The organism is Nitrospirota bacterium (assembly GCA_020846775.1).
Classification (GTDB): Bacteria; Nitrospirota; 9FT-COMBO-42-15; order HDB-SIOI813; family HDB-SIOI813; genus RBG-16-43-11.
In genome coordinates, this window is the sequence record JADLDG010000034.1 from 18,153 (window position 1) to 33,685 (window position 15,533).

General features: G+C 44.7%; 11 protein-coding genes. 4 read left to right on the forward strand and 7 right to left on the reverse strand.

Annotated features, from left to right (window positions below):
- Window positions 1-47 precede the first annotated feature (47 nt).
- Entirely contained in the window at window positions 48-3,170 is a 3,123-nt protein-coding gene (locus IT392_04955; GenBank protein ID MCC6543835.1) for an MFS transporter, read from the reverse strand.
- Window positions 3,171-3,353: 183 nt separating this feature from the next.
- Between IT392_04955 and IT392_04960 the strand changes: the two genes are divergently transcribed.
- The 4 genes from IT392_04960 to IT392_04975 all read left to right on the forward strand — a co-directional run bounded on the left by IT392_04960 (window position 3,354) and on the right by IT392_04975 (window position 6,635).
- The gene (locus IT392_04960) at window positions 3,354-3,587 is read left to right on the forward strand and encodes a NifU family protein (GenBank protein ID MCC6543836.1); all 234 of its coding nucleotides are present in this window, start codon (window positions 3,354-3,356) and stop codon (window positions 3,585-3,587) included.
- Between the two features lie 94 nt (window positions 3,588-3,681).
- A complete protein-coding gene (locus tag IT392_04965; GenBank protein MCC6543837.1) occupies window positions 3,682-4,803 on the forward strand; it encodes an aminopeptidase in 1,122 nt (373 codons plus the stop codon).
- Window positions 4,793-6,118 (forward strand): phosphomethylpyrimidine synthase ThiC, encoded by a 1,326-nt coding sequence (gene thiC / locus IT392_04970; GenBank protein MCC6543838.1) that lies wholly within the window; start codon window positions 4,793-4,795, stop codon window positions 6,116-6,118. The genes IT392_04965 and thiC overlap by 11 nt, the downstream gene beginning before the upstream one ends.
- Window positions 6,119-6,164: 46 nt before the next feature.
- Entirely contained in the window at window positions 6,165-6,635 is a 471-nt protein-coding gene (locus tag IT392_04975) for a hypothetical protein (protein ID MCC6543839.1), read from the forward strand.
- 65 nt (window positions 6,636-6,700) lie between these two features.
- Here IT392_04975 and IT392_04980 read toward each other — a convergent pair whose 3' ends face one another.
- The 6 genes from IT392_04980 to IT392_05005 form a co-directional block, all read right to left on the reverse strand.
- On the reverse strand, window positions 6,701-8,014 hold the full coding sequence (locus tag IT392_04980; protein ID MCC6543840.1) for a (Fe-S)-binding protein: 1,314 nt from the start codon (window positions 8,012-8,014) through the stop codon (window positions 6,701-6,703).
- A 41-nt stretch (window positions 8,015-8,055) separates the two neighbouring features.
- Window positions 8,056-9,432, reverse strand: coding sequence for an FAD-binding protein (locus tag IT392_04985; protein MCC6543841.1), 1,377 nt, complete (start codon window positions 9,430-9,432; stop codon window positions 8,056-8,058).
- 212 nt (window positions 9,433-9,644) lie between these two features.
- Window positions 9,645-11,069 carry a sigma 54-interacting transcriptional regulator gene (locus IT392_04990; protein MCC6543842.1) on the reverse strand — a complete coding sequence of 475 codons (1,425 nt, stop codon included), beginning with the start codon at window positions 11,067-11,069 and terminating at the stop codon, window positions 9,645-9,647.
- Window positions 11,070-11,248: 179 nt separating this feature from the next.
- Entirely contained in the window at window positions 11,249-11,431 is a 183-nt protein-coding gene (locus IT392_04995) for a hypothetical protein (protein ID MCC6543843.1), read from the reverse strand.
- A 436-nt stretch (window positions 11,432-11,867) separates the two neighbouring features.
- A complete protein-coding gene (locus IT392_05000; GenBank protein ID MCC6543844.1) occupies window positions 11,868-12,767 on the reverse strand; it encodes a polysaccharide deacetylase family protein in 900 nt (299 codons plus the stop codon).
- Complete coding sequence (locus IT392_05005; protein MCC6543845.1) at window positions 12,764-15,430, reverse strand: DEAD/DEAH box helicase family protein; 2,667 nt, start codon at window positions 15,428-15,430, stop codon at window positions 12,764-12,766. Before IT392_05005 ends, IT392_05000 begins: the two co-directional genes overlap by 4 nt.
- Window positions 15,431-15,533 lie beyond the last annotated feature (103 nt).

The following is a 15,533-nucleotide window of genomic DNA, read 5'->3' on the forward strand; positions in this document are numbered from 1 at the left end:
TGCCTGTTTGATTGTCTACCTGCTTCGATATGCCGGATCATCTATCTCTATTTTGCTGAACGTTGTATACTGTTTTTTATGGTAATAAAACCATCAGAGTCTATAACGGCTATATCACCGGTAACGTACCAACCGTCTCTCATTTCCTCTTCTCTATATCCTGCTCTGCGGTCCGCCTTAATGCCCTGCCCCAGGTAGCCCATCATCTGTCCCGGCCCTTTAACAAGCAATATCCCCTCTTTACCAGACGGGAGATCTGCGCCGGTATCAACATCAACCACCTTTACTGCAACTCCCGGCAGGGGATGTCCGGCAGTTCCTGGTTTGTTGCCTGTTTGACTTATATCTCCATGTACTATATCAGGTGTATTAACCGAAACAACCGGCCCCATCTCTGTAGAACCATACCCTTCCAATAAATCGAGTCCAAATTTTTCTCTGAACTCAACTGCAATGGATTCATGCAGCTTCTCTCCCGCGACCACAGCATATCGTAATGTCGAAAACTCCTCCCGTGTGCATTTGTCAATATATGAAGAACAATAAGCTGGAGTACTGATAAGTATCGTAGCCTTATGCCTTGACACCATTTCACCAATAGTACCGGCCTCCATAGGATTTGAGTGATAGGCCACACCAAACCCTGTAATAAGCGGGAACCATACCGTAGCAGTTACACCAATGGAAAGAAATAATGGCAAAACACCTATCAGGCGATCTTCTTTAGTCAGATTGAAAACCTGGTCAATACCTTCAATATTTGAGATGATATTATGATGAGACAGCATGATCCCTTTAGGAATCCCAGTATTGCCGCCTGCAAATATTAAATATGCAAGATCATCGGGCATTGATTTACCATGATTGATGTATATGTTAAGGAACCTTAAAGGGAATAATCTGCCAACCGCTGCTGTGAAGATCTTTCTGAACGTTGATACGCCTCCCATCAGGTCTTCGAGAAAGACCATTCCTTCCATCTCTTTCATCCCGGCCTTCTCCAGGAACAACCGCGAAGTCAGGATTGTTTTTATACCGCTTTGTCTGATGGATGACGCAATAGCATCCTTGCCTGCTGTGTAATTCAGATTTACCACTGACTTTCCAGCCATTAATGCAGCGACATTCGCCAGCGCTCCACCTACAGATGCCGGCAGCATAATCCCTGCCGCAGACACTCCGCGGCAATGCCTTCTTATCAAACGGGAAAGCAGCAGACTTCCGGTCAGGGTCTTTCCATACGTAAGCTCCTCACCGTCTGAATCAGCCATGCAGAATGAGGCCCAATTATTTCTTGCAGTTCTTACGAATCGCAGGTGAAGCAAATCAAGCCGGTTCCTGCGATATTTGACAGCTGCGGCTCCAAGCTCAGTGGTCGCCTGCCGTACTTCACGAGCAGTAGCATTTGAAGCAAGCGGTTTGCCAAAAGACACTGTAACAGTACGGAATATGCCTTCAGGCAACTTATAAAAGAATCTGCTCCCCCTGAAACTGAAAATACTCCCCCATACCCTGTCGAGATGAACTGGAATAACAGGGACATCCAGTCCCTCTGCAATCTTCTCGAGACCCCTCTTAAATGGACGAATATTGCCCGTCCTGCTGATCTCACCCTCTGCGAATATACAGACGACATTTCCATTAATCAGCTCGTTTCGGGCCTGTTCAATCGCTCGTACAATATCTCTCCTGTTATTGGGAGACAGCGGTATTGCCTTCATCAAACGAAAAAACCACTGGAGCGATTCTATATCATAATAATCCCTCGCAATTATAAACCTTATAAACCCCGGAACCGATGCTCCAATGAAAAACGGGTCTGCAAACGATACGTGGTTGCTTACCAGAATGGCTGGTCCCCTTACGGGAATATTTTCTTCCCCGACAATCCGTATCCTGTAGACAGTATGTGTGAGTATATAGAGCAAAAAACGGATCAGGAAATCAGGAAGCTCACCGATTATTATCGCTGTTATTGCAAAAGAGAAGACGCCGGCAATAAGTGCAATCCAGTCAGCGCCTATGCCGATCAGATCCCTTAATAACCACAGGATACCTGAAGCCATAAGAACTCCAAGGGTATTTACAAGATTATTAGCCGCGATCATGCGGCCCTTTTCCTGTGGACCGCTTTTCTGCTGGAGCAATGCATTAAGGGGGACGACAAACACACCTCCGGAGAATCCCAGGAATATAAGGCAAACTGCTGACATGGCAAATGATGAGAGAGAAAAAGAGAGAAGGATCGCGAATAATCCCATACCTAGTGAACCAAGTGGAACAAGACCGGCCTCTATCCTGTCGCCTGAGAGCCTGCCTGCAAGAATACTTCCCGCGCCCATACCGATTGCGAGGAATGTTACGAGTATACCAATCCACTTATCATCAAGTCTCATAATCTCTTTACCAATAAGAAGTATATCCATCTGCAGGAGCGCGCCGATGAACCAGAGATATGAGATCCCAATCACTGTCATAAAGAGGAGTTTATTATGGTACAGACGACTAAGGCCAATAGATATCTCTCCCCACGGGCTAATGCGAAAGGCATTTTTTGCTCCTGACGAAGGAACCCTCGGGATACCAAAACTGGTACAGATGCCTGTAAATGCTGTAACTATGACAAGAATACCAATCCATCCAATGCTGTCTTTCCAAATACCGAAGATCATCCCTCCTATGGCAGTCCCCATAATAATCGCAAGGAATGTACTCATCTCCAGCAGGCCGTTGGCCCTCGAAAGTTCTTTGTCCGGAAGCATTTCAGGGATAATCCCATACTTGGCAGGACTGAAAAAGGTTGACTGCAGCGCCATCAGGAACAAGACAACAAGCATAAAGTCAATACGGCCTGACCATAATGCAAAGAGCGCCAACCCCATGGCAACAATCTCAAAACTCTTGGTAACAATAAGTACACTGCGCTTACTGAATACATCTGCTATATGTCCTGCGTAACCGGAAAACAGGATAAATGGAAGAATGAACACAGCCCCTGCAAGTGAGAGGTAGGCACTCCCTCCATTACCTCCTCTTGTCGCAGCTTCAACAGCAAACAGAGAAACAACCATCTTGTAGATGTTATCATTGAAGGCACCGAGGAATTGAGTCCAGAGGAACGATTGGAAACCGAAATTTTTCAGAAGATCTGTGTATTTGCCGGAGGACATGATGTATCTATGCTTTCTCTACCAGTTTAGAAAGATCTTGGCAACCTGGTTCACTGTTTTATTAATCAAAATCCCCCATTACCCCCTTTAACAAGGGTAAATTGGGGGATTATTTGCAGTTGCAAATTACTACATGTTACTGTATTATAAACAAAATAGCAAAACATAGGAGGAGGTAATTTAATGGAGACAACAATTGATCAGACAAGGGTAGAGGAAGTCCTTGCCATGATACGGCCTGCCCTTCAGCGAGACGGCGGGGACATACAACTTGTGGGTATTGAAGGGGCTACTGTAAAAGTTCGCCTGGTAGGCGCATGTTCCGGCTGCCCAAGCTCCACATATACGCTGAAACTGGGTGTAGAAAGACAACTTAAGGCAATGATCCCTGAGATAGAAGAAGTAATCTCAGTATAAAGCCAGATTAAAAGGGGACGGTTCTGTTTGTTTGCGTTAATTTCTTTACAAATAAACAGAACCGTCCCCTTTTACGTGCAGAAATAAATGTATAATGGATAAGGCTATAGAAAAACTCTTCAGCATCAATATGGGCATTCATAAAGGTGAAAGTGTGCTCGTATTTACCGACCATATGCAGGAGGGGCGTCTTGTTCCTAAGGAAATGGACAGATGCCGCCGCCTTGAAAATGCCGCTGAACGTGTGGCTGAACTTTCTGCTAAACTCACATCAACACAATTCTACAAATACGATTCACTTCCCAATAATGGATATGAACCGCCTGAACCTGTCTGGCTGATGGCATTTGGTAACAAGGCAGTTAAGGAATTACGAACCAGCGGCATACTTGAACGATTGATAGCAAAAAAGGCGATTGACGGTGATATTGAAAAGGCATTCGAAATATTATCTCCATATAAGGATGATATGGTTAATGTTGTTATTGGTATGGCTAATTTCTCAACCAGCCATACAAGATTCAGGCATCTCCTGACAAAGATAAGCGGGGCACGTTACGCAAGCATGCCTATGTTTGATCCTGACATGTTTGCCGGCCCGATGGATGTTGACTGGAATATCGTCAAAAAACGTACAGAAAAGATCGCCGGCCTTATCACAGATGCAGAATCAGTTATCATGAAATGTCCACTCGGTACAGACTTACGATTGAGTGTAAGCGGCAGGGGTGGATTTGCTGACACAGGGATTATAACCGGAAAGGGAAGCTTCGGGAACCTGCCTGCCGGCGAGGTATACGTTGCCCCTTTAGAAGGGACGTCTGAAGGGGTCATGGTATTGGAATGGTCCACAACAAGAAAACTTTCCCCGCCTGTTACCCTTACCGTTAAAGCAGGCAATGTAGTAAATGTTGACGGGGACCATGAATTTGTAAAGTATCTTGAAAATATTTTCAAAGTGAGCCCAACGGCATCAAATATTGCAGAACTCGGCATCGGGACAAATGATAAGGCATCGAGACCCGACAATATCCTGGAGGCTGAGAAGATACTCGGTACAACACACATTGCACTTGGCGACAACACCACCTTTGGCGGAAAGACAAGCGCCAATTTCCATGAAGACTACGTATTCTTTTCTCCTACCCTTGTCCTTGAATATAAGGATGGGAGGAGTGAAACTATCATAGATAAGGGAACACTATATGAGAAGTAACTGGATTAAACCCCGCATCGGTAAAGACAACGTAACGCAGATGCATTATGCAAGAATAGGCATCATCACAGAGGAGATGCGTCACGTTGCTGCTGTGGAGGGTCTTGAGCCTGAGCTTATCCGCTCAGAGATCGCCGATGGACGTTTTATCATACCTGCCAACATATACCATCCTAACCTTGAGCCAATGGGTATAGGCATTGCCGCAAGGTGTAAGATTAATGCCAATATCGGCAACTCTTCACTCAGCTCCTCAGTAGGCGAGGAGCTTGAAAAGCTTAATCTTTGCGTCAAGTACGGGGCAGATGCCGTAATGGATTTAAGCACAGGGAAACATATCCACGAGATCCGTGAGGCGATGATACATAACAGTCCTATACCATTAGGGACCGTCCCAATCTATGAAGTACTTGAAAGGGTTAACGAGATACATGAACTTACCATAGATGACCTGCTCGATATAATTGAGATTCAGGCAAAACAGGGTGTAGACTTCATGACGGTACATTGCGGACTACTTCATGAGTTCCTTCCAATGGCGGCAAAGCGCCATATGGGGATCGTAAGCCGCGGTGGTGCAATCATGGCCCAGTGGATGGCTTATCATAATAAGCAGAATCCTCTTTATACACACTTTGACCGTATTCTTGAGATATGTAAAAGATATGATGTAAGCCTCAGCCTTGGCGATGGCCTGAGACCCGGCTGCCTTGCTGATGCAAGCGATGAGGCACAGTTTGCAGAGCTGTCAGTACTTGGCGAACTTACGTTGAAGGCATGGGAGGAAGACGTCCAGGTCATGATAGAGGGACCGGGACACATACCGTTAGATCAGATAGAGATGAACGTAAAAAAAGAGATAGAGCTGTGTCATGGGGCGCCATTCTATGTGCTGGGTCCTATTGTAACTGACATTGCACCGGGTTACGATCATATAACATCAGCAATCGGAGCTACCGTAGCCGCCACAGCCGGCGCTGCCATACTATGCTATGTGACTCCCAAAGAACACCTTGGTCTTCCTAATCTTGAGGATGTAAAAAATGGGATAGTGGCATACAAGATAGCAGCTCACGCAGCAGACATTGCCCGTCACAGGAAGGGAGCAAGGGACAGGGACGATGAGATATCAAAGGCACGGTTTGCCTTTGACTGGAACCGTCAGTTTGAACTGTCTTTAGACCCTGAAACTGCAAGGGCTATGCACGATGAAACCCTGCCACAGCCCTCTTACAAAGATGCGTCCTTTTGCTCAATGTGCGGACCAAAGTTCTGCTCGATGAAATTATATCAGGAAGTACCATCAAAGGCATAAGATTTCGTAACAATTTAAAAGTGCTTAACAAAGGGAGAATCTAATTATGAAAAAAGTAAATAAAAAAGTTGCAACTGTGCTGGTTGAAGTATACACAGCTGAGGTAGGCGCAGTTGGTATATACATGGACCAGCACACTAAATGTGCTGGCAAAGGCTATAAGAAAATTGCAGATATGCTCAAAGAGGATGCTGTTGATGAAATGAAGCATGCAGAGAAACTTGCCGAGCGAATCCTTTTTCTGGGCGCTGAAGTAACCTATCAAAAACACATGGTACCCGACATGGAACAGAAAGAAATCATTGACATGGTTAAGACTAATATCAATATAGAGATCGAGGCAATAGACAGACTGAATTCCGGAATCTCAACCTGCTTCTCAGAGAGAGATAACGGAAGCAGGCTGCTGCTTGAAGAAATTCTGAAGGATGAAGAAGATCACCTCGATAAATTAGAGATTATTTATGACAATATTAAGAAGTTTGGAGATCGGTATGTAGTATCACACCTGATATAGTGTCTACGGTTAAATAGGGACAGCGACTATTTATTTGGAACCAAATAAATAGTCGCTGTCCCTATTTAACCCATCCTCTCTGCAATCAATTCAACAATATGTTTGACCTCAACCTTGGCATTAATCTTGTGTAGTCCATCCTTTAGTTGTACCATGCACCCGGGACATGCAGTGGCTGCAATCTCAGCGCCAGTTCCTTTTATATCCTCGGCCTTGAGCATATTTATCTCAGTAGAAAGCTCATAGTTAGTAATACTGAAACTCCCTCCGAGCCCGCAGCACCTGCACGGGTGTTTCATCTCTTTTATATCGAATCCCGCTGTTTCAATAAGTTCACGGGGCTCATCCTTAATACCAAGCCCCCTGCGCAGATGACATGGATCATGATAGGTGACAACAGCCCCGCCTTCTGATGTATTCAGTCCTGACATTGAAGCAGGCAACTTCAATTCATTAACCAGCAAGTCTGTAATGTCTCGTACCTTACTGCAGAAGGCATCCACACGCATTTTCATTTCAGTGCCTTCATCCTCAAGTAGTTTCCTGAATTTGTTTTTTAGTCCATCTGTGCATGTTGCACATGCTGTAGTAATAAAATCAAGGTCATGTGATTCAAATACCTCAAGGTTTTTCAGCGCCAACGCCTTCGCATCCTCAAAGTCTCCCATACTGGTGGCAGGCATACCGCAACAGGTCTGGCCAGACGGGACCACTACTGCAGCACCGGCCTTTTCCAGCACTTTAAGTGATGCTAAACCGATATCCGGCATTACGTAATTTATGAGACAACCTGCAAAGAAGCCGACCCTTGAGGTTTTTGCTGCTGATGACCCCGCTCTCACTCCTTCGAACTCTCCCAGGACAGGACTTTCTTCCGTAACAATATCAAGAAAGAACCTCTTTGCAAGAGGCGGGACGAGTCTCTCGTCCGTAATATAAGGAAGCGGCAGCCTGCGCTGTAAACCACCGGTATTTGACACATCTTTGAAAACAACCCTTTGAGCAATAGATGCAAGCTTAAGGGTCTTTCCAACAAAGCCATCAGGCTCCCTCAACCCCTTCATGATTGCTGATGTTATGAGAGGCACCCCCCTGTCATTTATTACCTCTGCCCGTGCCGCCATAATAATTTCAGGAACAGGAATGCTGTTCGGACAACTCTGCTGACATGCCCCGCAGAGCAGGCACTCTGATATATGTTTTACAAACGTGTCGGATAACCCAATATCCCCACTGATATATGCATCAATAAGAGTGAGCTTCCCCCTTGCGCTCGCAGTCTCCCTCCCCAGAGTAATAAGCGTGGGACATGTACTTCTGCATGTACCACAACGAACGCACATGGAAAGCTCTCGAATGTAATCAGCAAGTTTCTTCATATAATAATGTTACCTCAATCACGTCATTTCCCACTCATTGCTTATGCAAAGATCTTCCCGGGATTCAATATTCCTTTCGGGTCAAGCACTCCCTTTATCTTCTTCATCACTTCAACAGCAACCGGATGAAGCTCCATCCCTGAATAAACCCTCCTGGTAATACCTATCCCCTGCTCACCTGAGATAGAACCTCCAAGCCTTACGGTCAGGCCCATTATTTCATCAGCTGCCTCCTCAGCCCTTCCAACCTCCTCAACATTATTCTTATCCAGCAATATATTTACATGAATGTTACCCTCGCCAGCGTGGCCGAAACATGCGATAACAATGCCCTTCCCTCTCTCAATATTCCTAACTGCCTGCAGGAACTCAGAGACCGAACTCAGCGGGACAACTATGTCGTGAACTATCTTATCCGGCCTAATGTTTGCAAGAGAAGGGGAGATTGCCCTCCTCAACCACCATATGTCTTTCACCTCCTTCTTGGATGTAACCCTCCGTACATTTACTGCCCCTTCCCTGAGACAGATATCACTAACCGCCCCGGACCTTCGTTCTAACGACTCTATTTCACCATCAATTTCTATCAATAAAACAGCACCGTTATCAGTTTGAAAATCAAATCTGTCACTTTCCCTTGTACATTTAACTGATGCCATGTCCATAAATTCAACAGCAGACGGTTTGACACCAGAACCCATAATCTCAACTACAGCATTTCCAGCTGCACACTCATTATCGAAGATTGCAAGTATCGTATTGACAAACCTGGGAAATGGAAGGAGTCTCAGGGTTGCCTTCGTTACGATGCCAAGTGTCCCCTCAGAACCAACGATAAGGCGAGTGAGATCATAACCTGTTACACCCTTTACGGTCTGAGTACCTGTCTCCATTTTCTCACCGGTTGGCAGCACCACCTCAAGCCCTAAGACATAATCGCGAGTAACACCATACTTTACAGACCTCGGCCCGCCGGAACAGTTCGCAATATTTCCTCCAATTGTGCAGTACCTCATACTCGTCGGCTCAGACGGAAAGAAAAGGCCGGACTTACCAAGCTCCATCTGCAGTTCGAAATTCACAACACCGGGTTCAACAACAGCAATGAGATTCTTAGTGTCAATCCTAAGTATCCTTCGCATCCGCTCAAGAGACAGGACAACCCCTCCACTGATCGGGATACTCCCTCCGGAAAGACCTGTACCAGCGCCTCTCGGAGTGACATTAAACCTCTCCGTATTTGCAAGACTGAGAACCTTTGAAACCTCTTCAGAATCAGACGGGAATACTACAGCATCAGGAAGGAATATTTGCTTCGTCGCGTCACAGGCATAGCATAATCTATCCTCTTTTGAGGTCAGGACATTATCACTACCTGCTATATTCTTCAAACTTCTTATTACTGACTCTGACAACATAACATATTCATTATATCATGCCATCAGGGCAAGAACTATTTCTTGTGTGCAAAGAATCAAACACCACAGCTTATATCAAAGATTTTACCTATTAAATTGATGCTATAATGAGTGAAAATGCCTATTTCCGGAAGTAATTTCCCTTTTAAATCAGAAGGATAGCGTGGTCCGACCCCTAAGAGGAGACCCTAAGAGAAGAGAAAAGAAACAGACTAAAGATTTTCTTTCCCAATATCAAGCGCCTTCAGCTTTCTCCACAGCGTAGTTCTGCTCATATTCAGCCTTCTGGCACACTCCAGATAATTCCAGTTGGTCTCAATAAGGAGACGGATGACAAACTCTCTCTCCAATTCTCTGAGGGGGTCATGTTTATTTATAACCTTATCAATGATGCTCTTGTTTTGAATATCCTTAGGAAGGTGTTCGGGATTAATAGTCGCCCCATGACATCTGATAACGGCATATTCTATAATATGTTCAAGTTCCCTGATGTTTCCGGGATAATGATACTCCATAAGAAACTCCATTGCAGCGGGAGAAACATTCCCCACCTTAGCACCCATCTCCGTGTTAAACTTTTCTATAAAATGTTTTAAAAGGAGCGGAATATCATCTTTTCTTTCCCGCAACGGTGGGACCAGTACAGGCACTACCTTTAGTCTGTAATAAAGGTCTTCCCTGAATTCGCCCTTTTCTACAGCAAGTCTCAGGTCTTTATTAGTAGCGGCAATCACCCTGACATCTACCCTTATTGTCTTTGAATCACCAACCCGTTCTAATTCCCCCTCCTGAAGCACCCTTAAGAGTTTTATCTGAGTATGGAGGGCAACATCTCCGATCTCATCCAGAAAAATGGTCCCCTGATTTGCCAGCTCAAACCTTCCGGTCTTATCTGTTATTGCACCGGTAAAAGCACCTTTGACATGCCCGAAGAGTTCACTCTCCAGCAGGCCTTCAGAAAGGACAGCACAGGTTGCCTTAACAAACGGTCTGTTGTTTCTTGGAGAATGCAGATGTATGGCATTTGCTATTAACTCCTTTCCTGTTCCTGTTTCTCCTTCGATAAGAACAGTTGCCTTTGTAGGGGCTACTTCCCGTATCAACTCATAGACTTCATGCATGCGCTGGTCTTTCCCAATGATGTTCTCAAAGGAATACTTATTCTTGAGTTCATTATGCAACTCTTTAATAATCGTAATGTCCCTGAACGTCTCTATGCCTCCGATAATTTCATTATTGCCATCCCTGAGCAGAGCCGTATTGATGCTGAGAAAAAGTTTTCGCCCCTTTCTTTCAAAGAAAGTTTCATAGTTATAGACAGGCTCTCCCGTCTCTAAAGTTGTGTTGATCAGACAACCAATGGTGCAACCCGGATGTGAAATAACCTCATTGCACTTTTTATCACCTATAATGGACTCCATGTCCGGCCGCCCTAACATCTCTTCTGCAGCACGGTTGATAAAAAGGATCCGATGGTCCAGCCCTATGACCACTATACCATCTGCGATGCTGTTTAATATTGTCTCGCTATTAACGTCAAGATACCGCTGGACACTTGCGGCATTAGGAAGGATACCTGCAATACTATCAAGGATGGCATCGCTTGATATCTTAGATGGGCTGTCTTCTCTGTTCATATTACTATTATATGCCATCTTTCCAACAGGAACAAATTTGCCGGGAAAATGCTGCCACTATATGATCCGGATGCAGCAAAATAAAAAAGAGTATGAACATCCTGCCGCCTGAAAATAAAAACCCCCCATGAGTGGTATGCTTATGAGGGGCTGCCATGCAAAACTATGCAAAACAAAACTTACCAGAGGAGAAAATAGGCGGCAACTAACATCCCTATTGAAATAATTGCACCAACTGAGACACCAGAGATATATAAATCTCTCTTCTCTATATCCACTTTATTTAATTCTTTTTTTGTCCCGTCCACATGACTGTTGTTGATGTGATTTAAGCCATGATGGAAAGTATGAGTCGTTTCCATGTTAAACACCCCCTTCCAGAAGTTAATAGACCCTTTTGGGTCCCTCATTTGCATCCCTTATGCTTAATATATATTTCAAAAGGCATGCCATTTAATAACAAATATTTTTCATGTGTAATACATTGATTTCATTAATAAAAACAAGACAAGACAAAAGAGCTAAAAATATGACATCGTTTCAATTATGAAACAAATAAGAATAGTACTCCTTAGCATTACATTAACTATCAAATAGTTATAGTATTTTTCCAATTCTGAAACATTTTCATATTTGAAACATACAAACTTCATTTAAAAGCACATAATATTCACCATTTGGTAGAGCAACTGGGGCAGACCACACGGCAGCGGCAAGAGTATTCGTGGTATTTTAAACATGCTGTCATTTAAGATTCCGACTTTCAACATCTTCGTTACTTAGTGACGCCAAGCCACTCTATTGACTTGTAAACCTCTCTTCCACATGTTCATCAAAATACTGCAACCAGTAACTAAGCTCCCGTTCAACAGCCTGAATCCGTGGTATGCGGAGCGGGTCAAAGGATTTGTGGAATGGAGGGACTGCCGGGCCGCCTGTTACCATCATCACGCCTTTATGCCTGTATGATACACCCTCATATGTACCGTTCAGCAGGGTGCTTGTGTCCTTCGGATAAATCCCCATGGGAAGGGAAAGTGATTTGACCTCGTAGCCCGGCACCGCCTCCTGTATCGCCTTGACAGCAAGCGCAAGCTGACGGCGCACACCTTCGGGGCTCTGTTTTGACAGCGTTGCATGCCATAAGGTGTGATTGCCGATTTCAAAGCCTTTGCGCACCAGGTAGCGGAGCTTCTCCTGTGTATATTCAGGCTGGTTAAAAAGCTTATTTGGCGGGTCAGCCGCAGGCAGGACGTAGAAGACTGCCGCTAATCCAAAATCGGGATGTTTTGCATGGAATGATTCAAGTATGCCCACTGCACAGTCAGGATCCACCTTATAACCGCTATTTCCATCAGAAAGAAACCTGAGCTGTCCCGGTGATGAATCATCGAAGGTCAGGATAAGCGGCGTCTTTCCATTCCCAACCCGGATACGGCCTTCCAGAAAATCGTCCATCCGTGTCAGCTGGTAGCCTTTCTCATAGAACCTCTGCAGGTCTTTCCTGAAATTCTCAGGCGTCCGTGTCCAGCGGGACTCAGGATAGTCAATCTTATGGTATTCAAGGATCATGACCTTGCCTTTATTATCAGATGGAAGAGATTCAGACATGACTGATGATGGATTAACAGTAGATACAACCTGAATGATAAATATGATACTCAGAATCTTATGAATAAGATGTGCTCTGATTTTCACGTCTCACATGCCCTCACCAAATAATTGAAACTCATGTTAGCCTGAACAATGTTATGTGGTATAAGGACATACTTCCACTGCTTGCCGCTGTTTTGCGACGTGAACTCAGTGGCATATTTGCAGTGTTGCAGAGCCGCCTGACTTTTTTCTTGAACATCCTGGTCATCTATGGCGCCCTCTTTCTTTGTCTCCACCATATAAATAGTGTCTACCGTCTCAACGATAAAGTCAGGATTGTATTGCTTGGAGTTATGCCTCCAGTAGATGTGAAACTGCCTCTGAGCCGGTCTCATCCATTTTAATACCGCCGCTTCATTTTCCAGGATGATGGCAAAGTCCTTTTCTGTCTTGGAGTCGAATTTATAAAGATTATGACAGGCCTTTCTGAATCCGCAGAAAACCTTGCCCGGGATTGCACTTGTTGGAGTTATGGTATCGGTATAATGATGTATGCTGTCCTTTGTATATTTGGAGAAATTGTGTTCTTCAATTTTTGTAAAAGGTTTTACAACCGGTTGTTCAAAGCCTGTCGTCTCACAATAGAAATGCACCATTAACTGGGAATAGATATACCGTCCTATCTCTTTCTTGTGATATTGGACGACATTTAAAATCTGATCAGCTCCCAGCCAGGACTGAAACTTCTCAATGGCCTGTCCAGTCAACTTGAACAACAGCTCCGACTGTTCATCGTAGTTTATTTCAGGGTAGTTCATAAGCTCATTCACAATGATACGTTCCGGGACATCAGGAATAATTCTGCCCCTACCTATAACAATGTCAACACTATTTTCCTGCTCCCTCAGTTTCCTGATGAGAATCTCCTCTGAGACAGGTTGATAATTCAGGTTGTTCGTGTCCAGATCAAAATCCCTGAAACCCGATCTTATCTCACCGGATTGCTGGATGGTTATTCTCGGGATTTCAATAATGTTCTTTGCAAACTCATCCACAATCATTTCATAGGTATTCTCTGCATCCTTTATCATTTCTGCAGCAAACATTACCTGCTGCGGCGAGCTTGCCAGGCTCTCCCTTATCTTCTCAATGGCCATCTCCTTAATTTCTTCCTTCTTCAATCCATTAACACTTGTCACTTTATTGTTAAGCTCCGGAAGCATGTAGAGAATGGCCTTTTGAACATCGAGACTTATCTGCGCCCGCTGTTTCTCTTCCGGCCCTGCAATGGAGTCAATTACTTTCTGCTGCTCCTCAATCTTTTTCTCAACCAATGGGACGGACGTAATGACTTCTTTAGTATGGCTTAATTCTTCCGCATCAATGGTAATGATATTTTCTTTTCTGATGATTGAATCGGGCCTGTTAGCAGCATCAATAATCTCCTGAAACCTGTCATGGGCAACAATAGTGAGCTTGTCAACCTTGTCATGACCTGTCCTCTTTCCATAAGGAAGGCGCAGTCCCCTGCCGATCGTCTGTTCTCTCAGAGTAGTTGAGGCCGCCGTCCTCAAAGGAATTATGGTATAGAGGTTTGTAACATCCCACCCCTCTTTGAGCATATTCACATGAATAACAATCTCTATCCTGTTGTCAGGACTTTCCAAAGAGAGCAGACGATCAATGTTCTCATCTTTCTCATCCCCGCTCTGATTCGAATGGATTTCCATAACCTTATCCTCATAGTGCCCCTCAAAGAAAGCGCTTGATACTATAAGCTCTCTTAACCTGCCGGCATGTTCCGTATCTTTGGCAACCACCAGCACAAATGGCTTTACTACCGGCATTCTGTGATCCCGTGCAAAGATATCCAAAGCAACCTTTGTATCCTCATGGATCCGGATACCGTCTTCAAGCTTGATCCTGTCCAAATCCTCAGGTGAATACTGGCCCGGATCAAAATCTTTGCGGGTAGCCACTGCCGGCTCTTTAACAAAGCCGTCCCGGATAGCCTTAGCAAGAGAATATTCATATACCACATTCTTAAATTTTACCGCCCCTCCGCTTCGTTCAACCTGCGGGGTTGCCGTAAGCTCCAGACCTAAAATGGGGTTCAACTCATTGATAACCTCCATGCCCCTGTCTGCACGGTAGTGATGGGATTCGTCCATAAGCAGGACAAGGTCATCAAGGCCGGAGAGGTAGTTGAAATACGAGTATCCCAAATATTCCGACAGCCTTTTGATACGAGGGAGCTTCCCGCCCCTCATCTCTGAGTTTATCTTGGAGATATTAAAGACATTAATCCTTATCTCCTGCTCCCTGAAAAGGTCACCAATGGAGTTGTAATTATCGCCGGTAACGATTACAGGATTGTTGTGGACAAACTCTCCGATCCCCTGAAATACATACTTGGGACAGGTGGTATTGGAAAAATCCACAATGAGCTTATTGTAAATAGTCAGGTTCGGGGCAAGGACAAAGAAGTTTCTAAAACCCTTGGCAAGGTAGAGATAAGCGATAAATGCCCCCATAAGCCGTGTCTTGCCGACACCGGTTGCCAGTGCGAAGCAGATAGAAGGGAAGCTCCTTTCAAAATCGGTACAGACAGGATAGGCGCTCCTGACCTTTTCAAGCTCTGCAGATAAATCGCAGTTTTTTTGAAGGGCTAAACTGTCCATAAGCCCTGCCAGTATATTCAGGCTCCCCTCCTGCGGAGGCCGCAGGCTCAGGCGGTTTTTAATGGAGCTGGCAATGCGGTTCATTTAGTTATTACCCTCTTTATTACCCTCTTTTAGAGGTAATACCCTATTAAAAACTGGATGGTCTTCATGACTAGTCATCCCCGCTAATTTATTCTTCCCGGAC

Bases quoted from the DNA above. Each gene is read 5' to 3' on its own strand.
- IT392_04995 (MCC6543843.1), bottom strand. From the start codon at position 11,431: ATGGAAACGACTCATACTTTCCATCATGGCTTAAATCACATCAACAAC.
- IT392_04985 (MCC6543841.1), bottom strand. From the start codon at position 9,432: ATGTTGTCAGAGTCAGTAATAAGAAGTTTGAAGAATATAGCAGGTAGT.
- IT392_04980 (MCC6543840.1), bottom strand. From the start codon at position 8,014: ATGAAGAAACTTGCTGATTACATTCGAGAGCTTTCCATGTGCGTTCGT.
- IT392_04990 (MCC6543842.1), bottom strand. From the start codon at position 11,069: ATGAACAGAGAAGACAGCCCATCTAAGATATCAAGCGATGCCATCCTT.
- IT392_04960 (MCC6543836.1), top strand. From the start codon at position 3,354: ATGGAGACAACAATTGATCAGACAAGGGTAGAGGAAGTCCTTGCCATG.
- IT392_04975 (MCC6543839.1), top strand. From the start codon at position 6,165: ATGAAAAAAGTAAATAAAAAAGTTGCAACTGTGCTGGTTGAAGTATAC.
- thiC (MCC6543838.1), top strand. From the start codon at position 4,793: ATGAGAAGTAACTGGATTAAACCCCGCATCGGTAAAGACAACGTAACG.
- IT392_04965 (MCC6543837.1), top strand. From the start codon at position 3,682: ATGGATAAGGCTATAGAAAAACTCTTCAGCATCAATATGGGCATTCAT.
- IT392_05005 (MCC6543845.1), bottom strand. From the start codon at position 15,430: ATGAACCGCATTGCCAGCTCCATTAAAAACCGCCTGAGCCTGCGGCCT.
- IT392_04955 (MCC6543835.1), bottom strand. From the start codon at position 3,170: ATGTCCTCCGGCAAATACACAGATCTTCTGAAAAATTTCGGTTTCCAA.